18 protein-coding genes are annotated in these 20,124 nt (G+C 68.1%); 8 read left to right on the top strand and 10 right to left on the bottom strand.

From position 1 onward, the window contains the following. Window positions 1–522: 522 nt before the first annotated feature. From AB0H54_RS04160 to AB0H54_RS04170, 3 genes are all read left to right on the top strand, one after another. Window positions 523–4,023: a DNA-directed RNA polymerase subunit beta gene (locus AB0H54_RS04160; protein WP_355273827.1), complete on the top strand. Its 3,501-nt coding sequence runs from the start codon at window positions 523–525 to the stop codon at window positions 4,021–4,023. Window positions 4,024–4,123: 100 nt separating this feature from the next. Next, the gene (locus AB0H54_RS04165) at window positions 4,124–8,077 is read left to right on the top strand and encodes a DNA-directed RNA polymerase subunit beta' (protein WP_357342613.1); all 3,954 of its coding nucleotides are present in this window, start codon (window positions 4,124–4,126) and stop codon (window positions 8,075–8,077) included. 93 nt (window positions 8,078–8,170) lie between these two features. Then, window positions 8,171–9,367 (top strand): DUF3558 family protein, encoded by a 1,197-nt coding sequence (locus AB0H54_RS04170; RefSeq protein WP_357342614.1) that lies wholly within the window; start codon window positions 8,171–8,173, stop codon window positions 9,365–9,367. Window positions 9,368–9,407: 40 nt separating this feature from the next. Here the strand turns inward: AB0H54_RS04170 and AB0H54_RS04175 are convergent, their stop codons facing one another. From AB0H54_RS04175 to AB0H54_RS04185, 3 genes are read right to left on the bottom strand one after another with little or no spacing between them, the layout of a single operon-like run. Continuing rightward, on the bottom strand, window positions 9,408–9,737 hold the full coding sequence (locus AB0H54_RS04175; protein ID WP_357342615.1) for a helix-turn-helix transcriptional regulator: 330 nt from the start codon (window positions 9,735–9,737) through the stop codon (window positions 9,408–9,410). Next, on the bottom strand, window positions 9,734–10,060 hold the full coding sequence (locus AB0H54_RS04180; RefSeq protein WP_357342616.1) for a type II toxin-antitoxin system RelE/ParE family toxin: 327 nt from the start codon (window positions 10,058–10,060) through the stop codon (window positions 9,734–9,736). Before AB0H54_RS04180 ends, AB0H54_RS04175 begins: the two co-directional genes overlap by 4 nt. Then, the gene (locus AB0H54_RS04185) at window positions 10,057–10,884 is read right to left on the bottom strand and encodes a formate/nitrite transporter family protein (protein ID WP_357342617.1); all 828 of its coding nucleotides are present in this window, start codon (window positions 10,882–10,884) and stop codon (window positions 10,057–10,059) included. The genes AB0H54_RS04180 and AB0H54_RS04185 overlap by 4 nt, the downstream gene beginning before the upstream one ends. Window positions 10,885–11,040: 156 nt before the next feature. On the opposite strand from AB0H54_RS04185, the gene cynS reads away from it, so the two are divergent. Next, window positions 11,041–11,490: a cyanase gene (gene cynS, locus AB0H54_RS04190; protein WP_355273815.1), complete on the top strand. Its 450-nt coding sequence runs from the start codon at window positions 11,041–11,043 to the stop codon at window positions 11,488–11,490. A 1-nt stretch (window position 11,491) separates the two neighbouring features. Here cynS and AB0H54_RS04195 read toward each other — a convergent pair whose 3' ends face one another. Beyond that, window positions 11,492–12,484, bottom strand: a complete 993-nt coding sequence (locus AB0H54_RS04195) for a DMT family transporter (RefSeq protein WP_357342618.1) — start codon at window positions 12,482–12,484, stop codon at window positions 11,492–11,494. A gap of 38 nt (window positions 12,485–12,522) precedes the next feature. Here AB0H54_RS04195 and AB0H54_RS04200 point away from each other — a divergent pair, with 38 nt between their 5' ends. After that, window positions 12,523–13,053, top strand: a complete 531-nt coding sequence (locus AB0H54_RS04200; RefSeq protein WP_357342619.1) for a CGNR zinc finger domain-containing protein — start codon at window positions 12,523–12,525, stop codon at window positions 13,051–13,053. On the opposite strand, the gene AB0H54_RS04205 is transcribed toward AB0H54_RS04200, so the two are convergent. Both AB0H54_RS04205 and AB0H54_RS04210 read right to left on the bottom strand, forming a co-directional pair. Then, window positions 13,050–13,736, bottom strand: a complete 687-nt coding sequence (locus tag AB0H54_RS04205) for a hypothetical protein (protein ID WP_357342620.1) — start codon at window positions 13,734–13,736, stop codon at window positions 13,050–13,052. The two genes, AB0H54_RS04200 and AB0H54_RS04205, sit on opposite strands and share 4 nt — an antisense overlap. Window positions 13,737–13,797: 61 nt before the next feature. Beyond that, window positions 13,798–14,814 carry an aldo/keto reductase gene (locus tag AB0H54_RS04210; RefSeq protein ID WP_357342621.1) on the bottom strand — a complete coding sequence of 339 codons (1,017 nt, stop codon included), beginning with the start codon at window positions 14,812–14,814 and terminating at the stop codon, window positions 13,798–13,800. A gap of 101 nt (window positions 14,815–14,915) precedes the next feature. Here AB0H54_RS04210 and AB0H54_RS04215 point away from each other — a divergent pair, with 101 nt between their 5' ends. After that, window positions 14,916–15,758, top strand: a complete 843-nt coding sequence (locus AB0H54_RS04215; RefSeq protein ID WP_357342622.1) for a helix-turn-helix transcriptional regulator — start codon at window positions 14,916–14,918, stop codon at window positions 15,756–15,758. A gap of 4 nt (window positions 15,759–15,762) precedes the next feature. On the opposite strand, the gene AB0H54_RS04220 is transcribed toward AB0H54_RS04215, so the two are convergent. Together AB0H54_RS04220 and AB0H54_RS04225 are read right to left on the bottom strand one after the other, a co-directional pair. Beyond that, window positions 15,763–16,440: a hypothetical protein gene (locus tag AB0H54_RS04220; RefSeq protein ID WP_357342623.1), complete on the bottom strand. Its 678-nt coding sequence runs from the start codon at window positions 16,438–16,440 to the stop codon at window positions 15,763–15,765. A gap of 125 nt (window positions 16,441–16,565) precedes the next feature. Continuing rightward, window positions 16,566–17,819 (bottom strand): FAD-dependent oxidoreductase, encoded by a 1,254-nt coding sequence (locus AB0H54_RS04225; RefSeq protein ID WP_357342624.1) that lies wholly within the window; start codon window positions 17,817–17,819, stop codon window positions 16,566–16,568. 125 nt (window positions 17,820–17,944) lie between these two features. Between AB0H54_RS04225 and AB0H54_RS04230 the strand changes: the two genes are divergently transcribed. Next, window positions 17,945–18,277: a metalloregulator ArsR/SmtB family transcription factor gene (locus tag AB0H54_RS04230; protein WP_357342625.1), complete on the top strand. Its 333-nt coding sequence runs from the start codon at window positions 17,945–17,947 to the stop codon at window positions 18,275–18,277. Next, entirely contained in the window at window positions 18,274–18,753 is a 480-nt protein-coding gene (locus AB0H54_RS04235) for an SRPBCC family protein (RefSeq protein ID WP_355273790.1), read from the top strand. The genes AB0H54_RS04230 and AB0H54_RS04235 overlap by 4 nt, the downstream gene beginning before the upstream one ends. 37 nt (window positions 18,754–18,790) lie before the next feature. On the opposite strand, the gene AB0H54_RS04240 is transcribed toward AB0H54_RS04235, so the two are convergent. Then, a complete protein-coding gene (locus tag AB0H54_RS04240; protein WP_357342626.1) occupies window positions 18,791–19,780 on the bottom strand; it encodes a pirin family protein in 990 nt (329 codons plus the stop codon). After that, window positions 19,777–20,115 (bottom strand): GNAT family N-acetyltransferase, encoded by a 339-nt coding sequence (locus AB0H54_RS04245; protein ID WP_357344193.1) that lies wholly within the window; start codon window positions 20,113–20,115, stop codon window positions 19,777–19,779. Before AB0H54_RS04245 ends, AB0H54_RS04240 begins: the two co-directional genes overlap by 4 nt. Between the last annotated feature and the right edge of the window lie 9 nt (window positions 20,116–20,124).

Raw genomic sequence — 20,124 nt, forward strand, 5'->3', positions numbered from 1 at the left:
GCGATACCAGCGAGCCCCGGCCGTCACGGCCGGGGCTCGCTGCGTTCATGTCGGAAAACAGCCGCTGAACGGGCATTTCCCGGGTTGGCGTCTTCGGCGTGTCGCGAGTAAAATAGCCGCGGTTCCGGCCGGGGATGCCCAGCGCGCCAGGCGATCTCACTTCTCGGACAGACCGCGCCGCGCCACTTGACGAGGCGCGCGCGAACCGTCACCCTATTCACAGCAGTGTCAGCTGCGCAGGGGCCCCAGCGCCCAGAACGACCGACGCGGCCAGCGTCACGGGAGTTCGGCGCGTTTGCCGTGTGAGCGGTCGCACGGATGGTATGTTGACACCCCTCTATATGTGGGTGTAAGTTTGGACGTTGCGCTGGCTGCCTCCTGTCCACACCTTGATTCGCACACGTAAGTTCCACCTTCCGGTGTTACTTCCGCTGCTGCCTGTTCGGGTTTCGTTCGGGTTGTAACCAGCGGAATTCGTAGCAGACAAGCGACGGTCGCGGACCACCACGCGACGCGCGTGAGGTGCTGGAAGGACGCATCTTGGCAGTCTCCACCCAGACCAAGGCTGGAATCCCCGGAGCCCCGTTGAGGGTTTCGTTCGCGAAGATCCGTGAGCCCTTGGAGGTGCCCGGACTTCTCGACCTACAAACGGACTCGTTCGCCTGGTTGGTCGGTACCCCCGACTGGCGTGAGAAGGCGGCCGCACGCGGCGACGTCGGTCTCGCAGGCGGCTTGGAGGAGGTGCTCGAGGAGCTCTCGCCGATCGAGGACTTCTCCGGTTCGATGTCCCTGTCGTTCTCCGATCCGCGCTTCGAAGAGGTCAAGGCCTCCATCGAAGAGTGCAAAGAGAAGGACATGACCTACGCGGCGCCCCTGTTCGTCACCGCGGAGTTCATCAACAACAACACCGGTGAGATCAAGAGCCAGACGGTCTTCATGGGTGACTTCCCGATGATGACCGACAAGGGCACCTTCATCATCAACGGCACCGAGCGCGTCGTCGTCTCGCAGCTGGTCCGCTCCCCGGGCGTCTACTTCGATCACAGCATCGACAAGGGCACCGAGAAGGACCTGCACAGCGTGCGCGTCATCCCGTCGCGCGGCGCGTGGCTGGAGTTCGACGTCGACAAGCGCGACACCGTCGGCGTGCGCATCGATCGCAAGCGCCGTCAGCCGGTCACCGTGCTGCTCAAGGCGCTGGGCTGGACCACCGAGGAGATCGTCGAGCGTTTCGGCTTCTCCGAGATCATGATGTCCACCCTGGAGAAGGACAGCACCCCCGGCCAGGACGAGGCGCTGCTCGACATCTACCGCAAGCTGCGTCCGGGCGAGCCGCCGACCAAGGAGTCCGCGCAGACCCTGCTGGAGAACCTGTTCTTCAAGGAGAAGCGCTACGACCTGGCGCGCGTCGGTCGCTACAAGATCAACAAGAAGCTCGGCATCCACGTGCACGAGCCGGTGACCTCCTCGGTGCTGACCAAGGAAGACATCGTCACCACCATCGAGTACCTGGTGCGTCTGCACGCCGGTGATCGCTCGATGACCGCCCCCGGTGGCGAAGAGGTCCCCGTCGAGATCGACGACATCGACCACTTCGGCAACCGTCGCCTGCGCACCGTCGGCGAGCTGATCCAGAACCAGATCCGGGTCGGCCTTTCCCGCATGGAGCGCGTGGTCCGCGAGCGGATGACGACTCAGGACGTCGAGGCGATCACGCCGCAGACCCTGATCAACATCCGCCCGGTCGTCGCCGCGATCAAGGAGTTCTTCGGAACCTCCCAGCTGTCGCAGTTCATGGACCAGAACAACCCGCTGTCGGGTCTGACCCACAAGCGCCGCCTGTCGGCGCTCGGCCCGGGTGGTCTGTCCCGTGAGCGCGCCGGCCTGGAAGTCCGCGACGTCCACCCGTCGCACTACGGCCGCATGTGCCCGATCGAGACCCCGGAAGGCCCGAACATCGGCCTGATCGGTTCGCTGTCGGTGTACGCGCGGGTGAACCCGTTCGGTTTCATCGAGACCCCGTACCGCAAGGTCGTCGACGGCGCCGTCACCGATGAGGTCAAGTACCTCACCGCCGACGAGGAAGACCGCTACGTCCGCGCGCAGGCCAACTCCCCGGTCGACGCGCAGGGCCGCTTCATCGAGGAGAAGGTCCTCGTGCGGCGCGCCGGCGAAGAGGTCGAGTTCGTGACCCCGGCGCAGGTCGACTACATGGACATCTCGCCGCGCCAGATGGTGTCGGTCGCGACGGCCATGATCCCGTTCCTCGAGCACGACGACGCCAACCGTGCCCTCATGGGCGCGAACATGCAGCGTCAGGCCGTGCCGCTGATCCGTTCCGAGTCCCCGATCGTGGGCACCGGCATGGAGCTGCGCGCCGCGGTCGACGCCGGCGATGTCGTGGTGAACGAGAAGCCGGGTGTGGTCGAGGAGGTCTCGGCCGACTACGTCACCGTGATGGCCGACGACGGCAGCCGCAAGTCCTACCGGATGCGCAAGTTCAACCGCTCGAACCAGGGCACCTGCTCCAACCAGCGTCCGATCGTGGACGAGGGCCAGCGGGTGGAGAAGGGGCAGGTCCTCGCGGACGGCCCCTGCACCGAGAACGGTGAGATGGCGCTCGGCAAGAACCTTCTTGTCGCCGTCATGCCGTGGGAAGGCCACAACTACGAGGACGCGATCATCCTGTCGCAGCGCCTCGTGGAAGAGGACGTTCTCACCTCGATCCACATCGAAGAGCACGAGATCGACGCCCGCGACACCAAGCTGGGCGCCGAGGAGATCACCCGGGACATCCCGAACGTCTCCGACGAGGTGCTGGCCGACCTGGACGAGCGCGGCATCATCCGCATCGGCGCCGAGGTTCGCGACGGCGACATCCTGGTCGGCAAGGTCACCCCGAAGGGCGAGACCGAGCTGACCCCCGAGGAGCGCCTGCTCCGCGCGATCTTCGGTGAGAAGGCGCGCGAGGTGCGCGACACCTCGCTGAAGGTGCCCCACGGCGAGTCCGGCAAGGTCATCGGCATCCGCGTGTTCTCGCGCGAGGACGACGACGATCTGCCCCCCGGTGTCAACGAGCTGGTCCGCGTCTACGTGGCCCAGAAGCGCAAGATCCAGGACGGCGACAAGCTCGCGGGCCGCCACGGCAACAAGGGCGTCATCGGCAAGATCCTCCCCACCGAGGACATGCCGTTCATGCCCGACGGCACCCCGGTCGACATCATCCTGAACACCCACGGTGTTCCGCGTCGTATGAACATCGGCCAGATCCTGGAGACCCACCTGGGCTGGATCGGTAAGGCCGGCTGGAATGTCGACGTGGCGACCGACGGCACCCGCCCGGACTGGGCGGCCAACCTGCCGGAGGAGATGCTGGGTGCCCCGGCCGACTCCAACATCGCGACCCCCGTCTTCGACGGTGCCCGCGACGAGGAGCTGACCGGTCTGCTCGGCTCGACCCTGCCGAACCGTGACGGTGAGCGCATGGTCGACGAGAACGGCAAGGCGACCCTGTTCGACGGCCGCTCCGGCGAGCCGTTCCCGTACCCGGTCGCGGTCGGTTACATGTACATCCTGAAGCTGCACCACCTGGTCGACGACAAGATCCACGCCCGTTCGACCGGTCCGTACTCGATGATCACGCAGCAGCCGCTGGGTGGTAAGGCGCAGTTCGGTGGTCAGCGTTTCGGTGAGATGGAGTGCTGGGCCATGCAGGCCTACGGCGCGGCGTACACGCTGCAGGAGCTCCTGACCATCAAGTCCGACGACGTGGTCGGCCGCGTGAAGGTCTACGAGGCGATCGTCAAGGGCGAGAACATTCCGGAGCCGGGCATTCCGGAGTCGTTCAAGGTGCTCCTCAAGGAACTCCAGTCGCTGTGCCTCAACGTGGAAGTGCTGTCCTCGGACGGCGCCGCGATCGAGATGCGTGACGGCGACGACGAGGATCTGGAGCGCGCCGCGGCGAACCTGGGCATCAACCTGTCCAGGAACGAAGCGGCCACAGTCGACGATCTGGCGAACTAGGTGGTACGCGCGGTGCGGGCTCGTCCCGCACCGCGCACCGCGCACGATCAACTAGTGAACTTTTGCTCGAATTCGACCCGAACAGGGGAAAGGAAGTTACGTGCTAGACGTCAACTTCTTCGATGAACTCCGGATCGGCCTGGCCACCGCTGAAGACATCCGCCAGTGGAGCTATGGCGAGGTCAAGAAGCCGGAGACCATCAACTACCGCACGCTCAAGCCGGAGAAGGACGGGCTCTTCTGCGAGAAGATCTTCGGCCCCACCCGGGACTGGGAGTGCTACTGCGGCAAGTACAAGCGTGTCCGCTTCAAGGGCATCATCTGTGAGCGCTGTGGCGTCGAGGTGACTCGCGCCAAGGTGCGTCGTGAGCGGATGGGCCACATCGAGCTGGCCGCACCCGTCACCCACATCTGGTACTTCAAGGGCGTTCCGTCGCGCTTGGGCTACCTGCTGGATCTGGCGCCGAAGGATCTCGAGAAGATCATCTACTTCGCCGCCTACGTCATCGTCGGTGTCGACGAGGAGCTGCGCCACAACGAGCTCAGCACCCTCGAGGCCGAGATGGAGGTCGAGAAGAAGGCTGTCGCCGATCAGCGCGACGCCGACCTCGAGGCCCGCGCGCAGAAGCTCGAGGCCGACCTGGCCGAGCTGGAAGCCGAGGGTGCCAAGTCCGACGTGCGCCGCAAGGTCAAGGACGGCGGCGAGCGCGAGATGCGTCAGCTGCGCGACCGCGCCCAGCGCGAGCTGGACCGCCTCGACGAGATCTGGACGACCTTCACCAAGCTGTCGGTCAAGCAGCTCATCGTCGACGAGGTGCTCTACCGCGAGCTCGTCGACCGCTACGGCGAGTACTTCACCGGCGCCATGGGTGCGGAGTCCATCCAGAAGCTGATGGAGAACTTCGACATCGACGCCGAGGCCGAGAACCTGCGCGAGACCATTCGCTCGGGCAAGGGCCAGAAGAAGCTGCGCGCGCTCAAGCGGCTCAAGGTCGTCGCGGCCTTCCAGGCCAACGGCAACTCGCCCATGGGCATGGTGCTCGACGCCGTTCCGGTGATCCCGCCGGAGCTGCGCCCGATGGTCCAGCTCGACGGTGGCCGCTTCGCCACTTCCGACCTGAACGACCTGTACCGCCGCGTCATCAACCGCAACAACCGCCTCAAGCGACTGATCGATCTGGGCGCGCCCGAGATCATCGTCAACAACGAGAAGCGGATGCTGCAGGAGTCGGTCGACGCCCTGTTCGACAACGGCCGTCGTGGTCGCCCGGTCACCGGTCCGGGTAACCGCCCGCTGAAGTCCCTGAGCGATCTGCTCAAGGGCAAGCAGGGTCGTTTCCGTCAGAACCTGCTCGGCAAGCGTGTCGACTACTCGGGCCGTTCGGTCATCGTGGTCGGTCCGCAGCTGAAGCTGCACCAGTGTGGTCTGCCCAAGCTGATGGCGCTCGAGCTGTTCAAGCCGTTCGTCATGAAGCGTCTGGTCGACCTGAACCACGCGCAGAACATCAAGTCCGCCAAGCGGATGGTCGAGCGTCAGCGTCCCCAGGTGTGGGATGTCCTCGAAGAGGTCATCGCCGAGCACCCGGTGCTGCTGAACCGCGCGCCCACCCTGCACCGCCTGGGTATCCAGGCCTTCGAGCCGCAGCTGGTCGAAGGCAAGGCCATCCAGCTGCACCCGCTCGTGTGTGAGGCGTTCAACGCCGACTTCGACGGTGACCAGATGGCCGTGCACCTGCCGCTGTCGGCGGAGGCGCAGGCCGAGGCGCGCATCCTGATGCTGTCGTCGAACAACATCCTGTCCCCGGCGTCGGGTCGCCCGCTGGCGATGCCGCGTCTGGACATGGTGACCGGCCTGTTCTACCTGACCCGTCTCGACGAGAAGGGTGTCGGCACCTACCAGGCCGGCGGCAAGGACGAGCCCGAGTCGGGCGTGTACTCCTCGCCCGCCGAGGCCCAGATGGCCGTCGACCGCGGTGAGCTGACCGTGCGTTCGATGATCAAGGTGCGTCTCACCGAGCAGCGCCCGCCCCGCGAGATCGAGGCGGAGCTGTTCCCGGAGGGCTGGCACCGCGGTGACGCGTGGCTGGCCGAGACCACCCTGGGTCGCGTGCTGTTCAACGATCTGCTCCCGGCGGACTACGCGTTCATCAACGAGCCGATGCCGAAGAAGCGGCAGGCCACGATCATCAACGATCTGGCCGAGCGCTACCCGATGATCGTCGTCGCGCAGACCGTCGACAAGCTCAAGGACGCCGGCTTCTACTGGGCCACGCGTTCGGGTGTCACCGTCTCCATGTCGGACGTGCTCGTTCCGCCGGAGAAGGCCGACATCATGGAGCGGTACGAGGCCATGGCGGATCAGATCGAGAAGAAGTACCAGCGTGGTGCGCTCGATCACCAGGAGCGCAACAACGCCCTGGTCAAGATCTGGCAGGAAGCGACCGAAGAGGTCGGTACGGCGCTGCGTTCGCACTACCCGGCCGACAACCCGATCATCACGATCGTCGACTCGGGCGCGACCGGTAACTTCACCCAGACCCGTACCCTCGCCGGTATGAAGGGCCTGGTGACGAACCCGAAGGGTGAGTTCATCCCGCGCCCGATCAAGTCCTCGTTCCGTGAGGGCCTGACCGTGCTCGAGTACTTCATCAACACCCACGGTGCTCGTAAGGGTCTGGCCGACACCGCGCTGCGTACCGCCGACTCGGGTTACCTGACCCGTCGTCTGGTGGACGTCTCGCAGGACGTCATCGTGCGCGAGCACGACTGTGGCACCGAGCGCGGCATCGTCGTGCCGATCGCGGAGAAGCAGGCCGACGGCTCGCTCATCCGGGACGCGCACGTCGAGACCTCGACCTACGCTCGCACCCTGGCGACCGACGCGGTCGACGGAGGCGGCAACGTCGTCGTGGCCAAGGGCGCCGATCTCGGCGACCCGGCCCTGGAGGCGCTGCTCGAGGCCGGTATCACCGAGGTGAAGGTCCGCTCCGTGCTGACCTGCACCACCGGCACCGGCGTCTGCGCCACCTGCTACGGCCGCTCGATGGCCACCGGCAAGCTGGTCGACATCGGCGAGGCCGTCGGCATCGTCGCCGCCCAGTCCATCGGTGAGCCGGGTACCCAGCTGACCATGCGTACCTTCCACCAGGGTGGTGTCGCGGGTGACGACATCACCGGTGGTCTGCCCCGCGTGCAGGAGCTCTTCGAGGCTCGTGTGCCCAAGGGCAAGGCGCCCATCGCCGAGGTCTCGGGCCGCGTGCGGCTCGAGGACGACGACCGCTTCTACAAGATCACGATCATCCCTGATGACGGGTCGGACGAGGTCGTCTACGACAAGCTCTCGAAGCGTCAGCGTCTGCGTGTGTTCAAGCACGACGACGGCACCGAGCGCCTGCTGGCCGACGGTGACCACGTGGAGGTGGGTCAGCAGCTGCTCGAGGGCGCTGCCGATCCGCACGAGGTGCTGCGCGTGATGGGTCCCCGTCAGGTGCAGGTCCACCTGGTCCACGAGGTCCAGGAGGTCTACCGCTCGCAGGGTGTGTCGATCCACGACAAGCACATCGAGGTCATCGTGCGCCAGATGCTGCGTCGCGTGACGATCATCGATTCGGGTGCGACCGAGTTCCTGCCCGGTTCGCTCACCGAGCGCGCCGAGTTCGAGGCCTCGAACCGTCGCGTGGTGGCCGAGGGCGGCGAGCCCGCCTCCGGCCGTCCGGTGCTGATGGGTATCACCAAGGCGTCGCTGGCCACCGATTCGTGGCTGTCGGCGGCCTCCTTCCAGGAGACCACCCGAGTGCTGACGGACGCGGCCATCAACTGCCGCTCCGACAAGCTGATCGGCCTGAAGGAGAACGTGATCATCGGTAAGCTCATCCCGGCCGGTACCGGTATCAACCGCTACCGCAACATCCAGGTGCAGCCGACCGAAGAAGCCCGCGCCGCCGCGTACGCGGTGCCGTCCTACGACGACACCTACTACTCGCCGGACAGCTTCGGCTCTTCCACCGGCGCCGCGGTGCCGCTGGACGACTACGGCTTCAGCGACTACCGCTAAGTCCTAGCCAGGCACAACAATTCGGCCCCGCTCCTTCCCGGAGCGGGGCCGATCTGTTTCCCGAGGTCGATCCGGGTGTGATAGTTGTTGCGGGTGTTCACCACCTCGCGTCCATCGCTGATAGCCCTGTGCGCCTTGGCGTTTGCGTCGGGCTGCTCGACCGGAAACAGCGGGATGCCGGGAAGCGCTGTACCCGAGGATCGGTCGTACGCGTCGTTGCCGTCGTCCTGCGCGGAGGTGGATGTGGCAGCGCGAGAGTCGCTGGTTCAATTCGCCGGGTACCTCGAAAAACCCGAGACGCGGCTGCAATCGTTGGACACCGGATCGCCGCTCGGTGCGGACGAGCTCATCTGCACGGTGAGCTTCGACGCCGACCCGGTACCAGCGGGTGAATTCATGCCCAAAGCTGGGCCACTGCTGCGTACCGTGACCATCAACCTCGACCGTGGCCCGGTGGTGCCGGGGGAATATCGCACAACGAGACCGCCCATGGCTTCGGATGCCCCGGAGCGTAAGGGATTCGGCACGCCGCGACAGCTCGACGGAATCGGCGACGACGCGATGCTCAGGGTAGAAGACAACGCCGGAACGATGCGAAGTTGGGCGACCGCGGTGGTCGACAACATCAGAATCGAGGTCATCACGTCCGGTATGGACTGGAGCGGTGGCTCGACCCCGCCGGTGTGGAGTTCCCCGACGATGCGCGACGGTCTGAGCTCGGGTGCCGAAGCGATCCTCGCTGAGCTCGCCCGCGAGCTCCCGCCGACCCTGCCCACCGCGACGAGCGAACCTGCGACCCGCCCCGCGACGTCGACCAGCACAGCAAGGCAAGAGGTGAATCAGCCGGTGTGGGACCCCTGCTCGATACCGGAATCCGCGATTGCGGAGGCGCGGTTACAGCCTGCGACCGAGCAGACAGGTGAGGAGGGGAAGGGGAGTCGATGTGCATGGAAGGGGGACGGGTACACCTTGGCGATCGAGTCGACCGACGAAGCTTTCCATGCGGTGTATTACAGCCATTACGGCTGGTACCCGACTCCGCGACCGGCCAAGGTTCGGGACCGGCAGGCACTGCTGGTCGCCAAGTCCTTCGGTGGCGCCGATCACGATGTCGACGACGGCTACTGCGAGCTCGGGTTCGACACGCCATTCGGCACGAAGAACGGTATCCCGGTCGGCCGCGTTGGCATCGAACTGTGGGACGACAACGACCGAAAGCCGAACGCGGTCTGCAAGGACCTCGTCAGCATCGCGGAATTACTCGTCGCTCATCTTCCACCGAGCCGGTAGCGACCGTGGCATCCGCACACGGTTCCCACCTCGAACGGGATCAAGCGACCTTGATCGTGTGTGGTCCGACGCTGACGCTGATGTCGACGTGTCCGCCGAGGGCGCGGGCGTAGGCGCGGAGGGTGTCGAGTTCCATGGCGGCGAGGTCGCCGTTCTCGATCTGCGAGATTCTCGCCTGGCTGACACCGAGGGCGGTGGCCAGTTCGGCTTGCGTTTTGCCGATCGTCTGGCGGAGCTCCTTGAGGTGGTGCCCGGCGATTCGGCCATCCAACTGTGCCGCTGCTGCCGCCTGGACCTCGGGGTCAGCCAGTTCCGGATGCAACCGGTGGGCTTCTTCTTTCACCTCACGCCAATTGCGTGCGCCAGTCATCGTTCCTCCTTCGCCTTCTCGACGCGGTAGTCGGCATAGCGATTTTCTGCCAACGGGATCGCGTCGTCGTACCAGTGGGACCACCGCCCGGCTTTGTCTCCGCTGACCAGGATGATCGCTTGGCGATCCGGATCGAACACGAACAGCATCCGGATCTCCGAGCGTCCACGCGAGCCCGGGCGCAGCTCTTTCAAATTGTTCAGCCGACTGTGTTCGAGCGTATCGACCAGAGGTCTGCCCAGTGAGGGACCGACTGCGGCGAGTCGGTCCAACGCCTGCTCGATCAAGGCTGCTGAGGCCGGGTCGGACTCGCACAGCTTCATGAACCAGCGGACTCGGCGGGTTGGCGGGTGGGGGCGGTGCGGGCGTGGGTGGCGTAGAGGGTGAGGCCTACGAAGGTGAGGCCGCCTACGAGGTTGCCTACGACGGTGGGGATTTCGTTCCAGATGAGGTAGTCGGCGAGGGAGAAGTCGCCGCCGAGGAGGAGGCCGGAGGGGAAGAGGAACATGTTGACGATGGAGTGTTCGAAGCCCATGTAGAAGAAGAGCATGATGGGCATCCACATCGCGATGACCTTGCCGGAGACCGAGGTGGACATCATGGCGGCGACCACGCCGGTGGAGACCATCCAGTTGCACAGGACGGCGCGGATGAACAGGGTGAGCATGCCGGCGGCGCCGTATTCGGCGTAGCCGAGGGTGCGGGACTCGCCGATCTCGCCGAGCTTCTGGCCGACGGCGCTGGGGTCCATGGAGAAGCCCATGGTCAGGATGATCGCCATCATCACGGCGACGGTGAACGCGCCGGCGAAGTTGCCGACGAAGACCAGGCCCCAGTTGCGCAGCATCGAGCGCACGGTGACGCCGCGGCGCTTGTCCAGCAGGGCCAGCGGCACCAGCGTGAAAACGCCGGTGAGCAGGTCGAATCCGAGCAGATACAGCATGCAGAAGCCGACCGGGAAGAGGACGGCGCCCAGCAGCGGCTGGCCGGTGTTGACGGTGATGGTGACCGCGAACGCCGCGGCGAGGGCGAGGATCGCGCCCGCCATGTAGGCGCGGATCACGGTGTCCCTGGTGGACATGAACGCCTTGGCTTCGCCCGCGTCGACCATCTTCTCGACGAAGTCCGCTGGTTTGAGATAGGACATACGACCCCTTCGTAGTGCTTCCAGCACAGTAGTTTTCGCGGCCGAGATTGCCTCGCGATCACCGGAAGTTGCCGCCGGGTAAATAGTGGTATTCCACTATGGCGGTCGAGTGTGGGCGGATGGCAGGCTGGCGGGGTCCCCGACCGAGGAGCCCGAATGCAACCGATCATGAGCAAGTCCGCCGCCGCCGACCTCGTCGTCGCCGCCCGCATCCGCAAGGGCCTGACCTGGGCCGCCATCGCGGAATCGCTGGGCGCGCCGCTGGTCTGGACGACGGCGGCCCTGCTCGGCCAGCACCCGATGACCGAGGAGCAGGCGGCCGCGGTCTGCGCGCTCCTCGAACTCGACGAGACGGTCGCGGAGAGCCTGCGCCTGCAGCCCTCGCGCGGCGCCGACCCGGCGCAACTGGCCGATCCCACCATCTATCGCCTCGTCGAGGCCGTCTCGGTCTACGGCCCGGCGCTCAAGGCGTTGATCCACGAGGAATTCGGCGACGGCATCATGAGCGCCATCAACTTCAACATCGACATCGCCCGCCGCCCGCACCCCGACGGCGACCGCGTCGTCATCACCCTCGACGGCAAGTTCCTCGATTACCGCTGGTAGGTCAGGCCTCGGGGCGCGCTGGCACCTCGGCGACGGCCCGCGCCTCGGGATCGCCGACCGGCAGCGGTTCGGGTTCGCCGAGGCGGACGATGATCACACCGGCGAGAATCAGCGCCCCGCCGAGCAATTGGATCGGGCGGGGCGCCTCGCCGAGCAGGGCCCAGGCGAACAGCAGTGCGGCCAGCACCTCGGTGAGCGCGACGAACGAGGCCAGCCGGGAGCCGAGGCGGCGGGTGGCGGCGATGCCGGTGACGTAGGCGATCGCGGCGGTGACGACGCCGATCAGCAGGATCGGCACCCACCATGGCGTGCTGAAGTCGTCGAACACGACCGTCGCGGTGGTTGCGCGCAGGGGCACGATGCCGACCAGTCCGGCTAGGACCAGCGTGACCCCGCCGATCAGCAGACCACCCGCCGCCAGCACCGTGCCGGGCAACTCGCCGCCCTGGGCGGAGAGCACGAAGTACGCCGCGGCGCCGATCATCGCGGCCAGCGCCCAGGTGATGCCGATCGGATCGGTGGACACCCCGGCGAGGATGTCGAGCACCAGCAGCAGCCCGGTGATGCCGAGCGCGGCGCCGGCGAGGGTGGCCGCGCCGGGGCGCTGGCGGTGGCGCGCCCACATCCAGCCGACGACGGCGATCGGCGCGGTGTACTCGATCAGCAGCGCGGCGCCGACCTCCATGTGCGCGACCGCGTTGAAATAGGCCAGCTGGGTGCCCGCGACGGCGAGCAGTCCGTACAGCCCGATCAGGGTCGCGTTGGCGCGCACCAGATTCCAGTTGCCGCGCAGCTGGGGGAGCGCGATGGGAAGCAGGACGACTCCGGCGAGTAGCACCCGCGCGGCGACCACGGCGGCCGCGCTCCAGCCCGCATTCATCAGGCCGCGCGCGAGCGGGCCGGACAGGCCGAACGAGGTGGCGGAGGCCAGCGCGAAGAGCAGGCCGGTGCGGATCCGGCTGCTCGCCAGTCCGTCATGAGTCAAAGTCGCCATGACTAATGACGGTAAGGAGGCTGCGGTAATATGTCAACGTGGTTTTCGCTCATGACACCGAGGCGGCGCTGCTGGCGGCGGTCGAACTGGTCAATTCCGCGGAGGACCCCGACACCCTCACCGGCGCCGACCAGCTCGACGAGTTCTTCGTGCGGCACGTCTACACCGGTGCGCACACCGGCGACGCCGCGGAACTGGCCGCGGTCCGGGCCTTACGCGCTCCGCTGCGCCGGATGCTCACCAGCGACCGGGACAGCGCGGTCGTGCTGGTGAACGAGACGCTGGCCGAGCACCGCGCGGTGCCGCAGCTGGTCCGGCACGGCGACGTCGACTACCACGTGCACGCCGTCCCGCCCGAGGCCCCGCTGCCGGTCCGCATCGCCGTCGAGACCGCGATGGCCATGATCGACCTGATCCGCGCCGACGACCTGAGCCGCCTGTCGATCTGCGCCGACGACACCTGCGACGGCCTGGTCCTCGACCTGTCCCGCAACCGGTCCCGCCGCTATTGCAGCACCGCCTGCGGCAACCGCAACGCGGTCGCGGCCTATCGGGCCAGGCAGCGTTAGAGCGAGCGCACCTTCGGGCACTTCTTGCCCGCCAGATGGCACTTGTCCTCGAAGCCGGCGGGCAGCCACGTCCCGGTGCGCAGCAGGGGATGGTGGGGGAAATGCCGCAGGGCCGCGGTGACGAAGATCAGTGGCGCCCAAGCACTCCGGATCTGCAACTGCTGCATGGCCCCGCCGCGGTCGGGGAATCGGCAGCCGACCAGATCGGGCGCGGTCAGGTCGACGCTCTCCAGCGCCGACCAGTGCAGCGAGAACGACCGCTCCGGATTGGCCAGGTGGATCCGCCGATCGGAGATCATCGCCGACCCGGGGCGCTCGGCCACCCAGCGCGGTTGGGCCGCTGCCTCGGCCCGCAGCCGCCGTGACTCGTTGCGCACCGCGTTGCCCAGGTGCGCGACGGCGCCGAGCGGGGTCCGCCCGTCGGCCCGTACCTGGCCGCGCACCCACTTGCCGGTGCCCGGTCCACGCCAGGTGAACCACTGGACGCCGCCGTCGGCGAAGCAGATCTCGCCTGGGTCTAGCCGGACTCTGGTCGCGGTGGAGGGAATCCGGTCGCCGTGGCCCGCGGCGAGCAGTTCGACCACGCCGCACGTGTACAGCAGGTAGTCGTCGAACCAGGTCCAGCCCGCCTGCTCGGCCAGGGCCCGATCGATATCGGCCAGCGGGTCGAACACGTCTCTCACCACCCACTCACAACGTGTGAACTCTCCTTCCGTCAACGGTAGCGGAGAGTCCGCACGGCCCTCAGCGCTCGCTGTCGAGCGCCGCCATCTGCGCGGGCGCGTAGCGATCGCCCGCGACCGCGGCGGCCGGGGCGGCGGCCTCCAGGTCGGCCAGTTCCGCCGGGGTGAGGGCGACGGTGAGGGCGTCGAGCGTCTCGCTCAGCCGGGCCCGGGTGCGGGCGCCGATCACCGGGACGATGTCGGTGCCCCGGCTCAGCGCCCAGGCGATCGCCAGCTGCGCCACCGAAACACCGCGTGCGGCGGCGATGTCGGCGAGCGCGTCGACCAAACGCAGGTTCCGCGTGAGGTTCTCGCCCTGGAAGCGCGGGCTGTGGGTGCGGAAGTCGGTGGCGTCGGCGGGCGCGCCACCCGCGCGGAAGGTGTCGCTGAGCAGGCCGCGGGAGAGTACGCCGTAGGCGGTGATGCCGACGCCGAGTTCCCGTGCCACCGGCAGGATCTCGTCCTCGATGCCGCGCGTGATCAGCGAGTACTCGATCTGCAGGTCGACGATCGGATGCACCGCGGCGGCCCGGCGCAGGGTGTCGGCGCCGACTTCGGACAGGCCGATGTGGCGGACGTAGCCCGCCTCGACCAGGTCGGCGATGGCGCCGACGGTGTCCTCGATCGGCACATCGGGGTCGAGCCGGGCCGGGCGGTAGATGTCGATGTGGTCGACGCCGAGCCGGGTGAGGCTGTAGGTGAGGGAATTGCGGACGGCGGCGGGCCTGCCGTCGAAGCCGGCGAACGAGCCGTCGGGGCCGCGCAGCGCGCCGAACTTCACGCTGAGCAGCACGTCCTCGCGGGCTCGTTCGGCGATGGCCTTGCCGATCAGCAGTTCGTTGTGGCCCGCGCCGTAGAAGTCGCCGGTGTCGACGAGGGTGATGCCCGCGTCGATCGCGGCGTGCAGGGTGGCGGTCGATTCGCGGTCGTCGGTGGCGCCGTACATGCCGGACATGCCCATCGCGCCGAGGCCGATGCGGCTGACGCGGGGGCCGCCGGTACCGAGGGTGGTCGAGGGGGAGTGCGGGGAGTTCGTCATGACCTCAGCCTGCGCGGGCCGGGCGGCGCGCGGCAGAGAGCGCGCATCGGGGGATCGCCGGTCCCTGGCTGGGCGGCGGGCGGTCGGCGCACCATGGAGGCATGGACCGCACCGAGTTCGCCGACTTCTTGCGCAGGCACCGCGAACAGCTCACGCCCGCCGACGTGGGCCTGCCGCCCGGGGTGCGCCGCCGGACGCCGGGCCTGCGCCGCGACGAGGTCGCCCTGCTCACCGGCATGTCGACCGACTACTACACCCGGCTCGAGCAGGCGCGCGGTCCGCGTCCGTCGACCCAGGTGCTCACCGCGCTGGCCAGGGCCCTGCGCCTGAGCGCCGACGAACGCGACCACCTGTTCCACCTGTGCGGGCACCCGTCACCGGACCGCGAGCTGCGGGACAAGCACGTCGGCCCCGGGCTGCTGCACATGCTGTCCAAGCTCGACGACACGCCGGCCGCGGTGGTCACCGAGCTGGGTGAGGTGCTCGTGCAGAACCGCATGCACACCCTGCTGGCGGGCGATCACGGCGACCGCAGCGGGCTCGATCGCTACTACGCCTGGCGCTGGTTCACCGATCACGCCGCCAGAACCGTCTTCCCGGAAGATGATTGGGGGCGGCTCAGTCGCAGTCACGTCGCCGACCTGCGCGCCACCGCGGCGCGCCGGGCCGACGACCCCGAGGTCACCCACTACATCGCCGAATTACGGCGCAACAGCCCGGAATTCGAGGCGCTGTGGAACGAACACGAAGTGGCGGTGCGGGTCACCGACGCCAAACGCTTCGTCCATCCCGAGGTGGGGCTGATCGACACCGTCTGCGAGGTGCTGGTGACCCGGAACGCGGCCCAGCGCCTGCTGGTCTACCTGCCCCGGCCCGGCACCGACGCCGCGGAGAAGATGGCGCTGCTGCGGGTGATCGGCACCCAGCGGCTCAGCCCGGCGTGAGGCGTCAGGGCGCCCCGGTGACGTAGGCGAGCGCGGTGTCGACGGCGGGCTGCCCGCCCGCCAGCGCGTATCCGGCCAGCGCGCCGATCGCGGCACCCGCCACGGTCGCCACCGGCACGGTGATGAAATCGAGGACGAACAGCCCGAGCGGGAACCCGAGGACGAACCCGATCGCGGCCCCGATCACCGCGCCCTGGATGATCTCCGGCTGCAGCCGCTGGGTCTCGGCGAAGAAGCGTTCCTGGGCGCTGATGTCGCGCACCGGGGTGTCGGATTCGCCGATCGGGGTGAGGGTGAGGCTGGTGCCCGCCGCGTCGATGGCCGGGGTCAGCGGCACCTCGTGCTCGCCGAGCCGCACGACCATCGGCAGCGCGGCGATCACCGTGCCCGCGGCATCGGTGACGGTGACGACCTTCGCGTCGTGCACCAGCTGGAACCGGCCCGCGTCGAGCGTGGTCACCACGGCGCGCCGGTCCTCGGACACGCCGACCTGGTAGTTCACGTCCTTGTCGACGCCGCGCAGCTGGATGCCGGGCTGAGCGCCCGCGGGGGCGGGCTCGGTGGTCTGGGTGGGGAGCGGCGTGATCCCGGGCTGCCCTGGCTCGGCGGCACCCACTCCCGTACCCGCCAGGGTGACCCCCATAGCCAGCAGCGCCGTGCCGATCCCCGTGCCGATCCTCATCCCGCCAAGCCTCCCGCTGTCCAACCATCCGGGAGCCGATCGTCCCGTCCGTCGCGGCAAACCTAACCGCTGGCACGCTTTTCGGAAAGTTGTCGGACTGTCGCGCGCGTGCGTGGGGCCGATGGTCAGCGGGCCGCGGAGGACAGGTCGGCCGTGGGTGGACGACGGGCGAACTCCGGTGCGTGTTCCGGGCGCAGGCCGATACCGCCCAGGTACGCGGTGAGCCCGGCCAGGACCGGCACCGCGTCGACGACTCGCAGCGGGAGGGGAGCGGTGTGCAGGGTCCCGCGCAGGGCGGGGGCGATGAGCAGGTCGTGCTCGCCGCGCTGGGAACGCTGGGTGAAACTGGCGGGCAGCATCCGCCTGCGCTGCACTTTGTCCAGGTCGGCGAGGCCCACCGTGCCGTCGAGCAGCGGCTGGGCGAGCAGGCGCGCGGCGGCGACGGCATCCTGTATCGCCAGGTTCACGCCGACACCGCCGACCGGCGACATCGTGTGCGCGGCGTCGCCGATGCACAGCAGGCCGGGCACGTACCAGCGGTCGAGCATGCCGACCGTCACCTCGAGCAGCTTGACGTCGTCCCAGGAGCCGATCGCCGCGGTCGCCTCGGCGGACCAGCCGAACAGTTCGGTGATCCGGTCGCGCAGCCAGGCCACGTCGTTGGCCGCGCGCAGCGTCGCGTCGCGGCCCTTCTCGATGATGTAGCCGGTCTGGTAGTAGTCGCCGCGGTCGATCGCCACCGCGGAGTTCCCGCTGGTGAAGCGGGCCTGTACCGCGCCGCCCTCGGTGTCGTCGGCGGATTTCGGGATGCGGAAGAACCACATGTCCATCGGTACGTCCTCGGTCCGCTGACGCAGGCCGGCGGCCTCGCGCGCCACCGAATCGCGGCCGTCGCAGGCGAGCACCAGATCGGCGCGCAGGGTGTGCTCGATGCCGTCGGCGTCGCGATAGCGCACGCCGGTGACCATGTCGGATTCGTGGATCAGCCCGGTGACGGTCGAGCGCATGCGCAGGGTGAAGGTCGGCTCGGTGGCGGCGGCGCGGACCAGCAGATCGAGGAAATCCCACTGCGGGACCATCGCGATGTGCCGGTACCGGCCGGGGATCCGGGTGAGATCGGCGGCGACGACCATCCGGTCGCCCGCGTACATGCACATCCTGGTGAGCGCGGACTGGGGCAGCCGGGCGAAGTCCGGGCCGAGGCCGAGTTCGTCGAGCAGCCGCACGGTCGACGGATGCACGGTGTCGCCGCGGAAATCCCGCAGGAAGTCGGGGTGCTTCTCCAGCACCGTCACCTCGACGCCCGCCCTGGCCAGCAGCAGGCCCGCCATCGTGCCCGCCGGTCCGCCGCCGACGATGCAGCACGTGGTCTTGTCCATGAGAACCCCCTCGAACGCCATTGTCTACGACAAAGCGTAGTAGGCGAATCCGGGCGCGGTCCATGGTTTTCGGAAATTCCGGGCAGCCCTTGACGGTCGGAGCTGGGCGCGCAATACTGAACTGGATGGTTCAGTATGACTTCCTGGATGCCTCGTTCGGGGCGCTCGCGGACCCCACCCGGCGGGGCATCCTCGAGCGACTCGGGCGTGGGCCCGCCAGTATCAGCGAGTTGGCCGAGCGCTTCGAGATGACCTTGACCGGCATCAAGAAGCACATCGGTCTGCTGGAGAACGCGGGCATGGTGGTCACCGAGAAGCGTGGGCGGGTCCGGTACTGCCGGATCGGCGACCACGTCTTCGACCGGGAGGTGGCCTGGATGCAGGGTTATCGGCAGATGCTCGAAGCCCGGATGGACCGTCTCGGTGAATTCCTCGAACGAACGGAGCCAGAGCAATGAGCACAACGACCAACGACGCGGTCATCACCTCGACCTCGGACCGCGAAGTCCACATCGAACGCGATTTCGATGCACCGCTGGACCGGGTGTGGAACGCCTACAGCCGGATCGAGCAGCTCTCGCGCTGGTGGGGCCGCGGGCATGTGGTCGACGTCGAACGCTGGGAATTCCGCAAGGGCGGGCACTGGCGCTTCGTCGAGCACGACGGCGACGAGTCCTACGGGTTCGAGGGCCGCTTCCGCGAGATCACCCCGAAGGAGCGGATCGTGCAGTCCTTCGAATGGGACGGCATGCCCGCGCACATCTCGATCGACTCGACCACCTTCGTCGACCTGGGTAACGGGCGCACCAGGGTGGTCACCGACAGCATCTTCCACACCGCCGAGGAATGCGCGGGCATGCTCGCCTCGGGGATGGAAGGCGGCCTCAACGACAGCTACCGCGCCCTCGACGTACTGCTGGCCGAGGGCCGCTAGCGATCGTCGATCCGGCGCCGCGGCAGGCGGTGCCGGATCAGCGGTGGGCGCAGCCGGTGGCCCGCTTGCGCGGCTTCAAGCGCAGCGGCGGCAGCGGCGGAGCGGGTATCCGTTCCTCAGGCGGATGGCCGACCACCCCGGCGAAACGGCTGGTGTCGTGCGATTCCCAGGCATCGCGGGCCGCGATGATCTCGTCGTGGCTGCGGCCGACGAAGTTCCACCACATCACCAGCTCCTCGGCGAACGGCTCGCCGCCGATCAGGGCGAAGTGCGCGCCCTCGGTGCTCGCCAGGCGCAGTTCGGCCCGGTCGGTGCCCAGGTACAGCAGGGGCCCGGCGGTGAGCTCGGTGCCGTCCACGACGACCGTGCCCTCGATGACCAGCACCGCGTGCTCGAACGCGCGTTCCAGCGGCAGCCGCACCTCGGCGCCGGGGTCGAGCACGACATCGGCCCCGACGATCGGGGTGTAGGCCCGCGCCGGCGAGGTGACACCGCCCAGCGAGCCGATCAGCACGGTGGCCCGCAGCCCGGGTTCCTCGTACCCGGGCAGCTCGCGATGCTGCTCGAAATGCGGTTCGACGCCGGTCGCCGTGCCGGGCAGGGCGATCCACAGCTGCAGGCCGTTGCCCGCGTGCGCGCCGGGGACCCCGAATTCCGAATGCACGATGCCGCGACCCGAGGTCATCAGGTTCAGCTGACCCGGCTCGATCTCGACGTCGGAGCCCACCGAATCCCGGTGCCGGATCCGGCCGTCGAACGGCCAGGTCACCGTCTGCAGGCCGATGTGCGGGTGCGGCAGGATGTCGGGCGACGCGCCGGTCCTGGTGACGGTCGGTGAGCCGAACCGGTCCAGGAAGCACCACGCGCCGACGGTCGGCAGATCACGTTGCGGCAGGGTGCGTTCCACGTATACGCCGCGCACGCCACCCAGCGGTACCTCCCTGGCGGGGTACAGCTCGGTGATCGGTCCCGGACTCGGCGACGGTTCGCACAGCGCCTCGGCGGGATCGAGCTCCATATCGCTCACTTGGCGATGCCCTTGCCGACGACGTGCGCGTCGTACTCGGGGTGCTTGTCGAGCCAGCCGCGGATGAACGGGCAGTGCGGGGTGATGGTGCGGCCGCGCGCGATCACGTCCTCGACGGCCTGGCGGGCGAGCACGCCGCCCAGCCCCTTGCCCGCGTACGCGCCGTCGATCTCGGTGTGGATGAAATCGGTGTCGTTGTCGCGCTCGATGTACTCGGCGAAGCCGGCCAGTTCGCCGTCGTAGAACACGTCGTAGCGGTTCTTCTCCGGGTTGTTGACGACGCGGCGCTCCGGCTCGGTCGACGCGGGCTGGGCGGCGGGGGTGGTCTCGGACATCTTCTTGCG

Source organism: Nocardia sp. NPDC050718 (genome assembly GCF_040654235.1).
Classification (GTDB): domain Bacteria; phylum Actinomycetota; class Actinomycetes; order Mycobacteriales; family Mycobacteriaceae; genus Nocardia.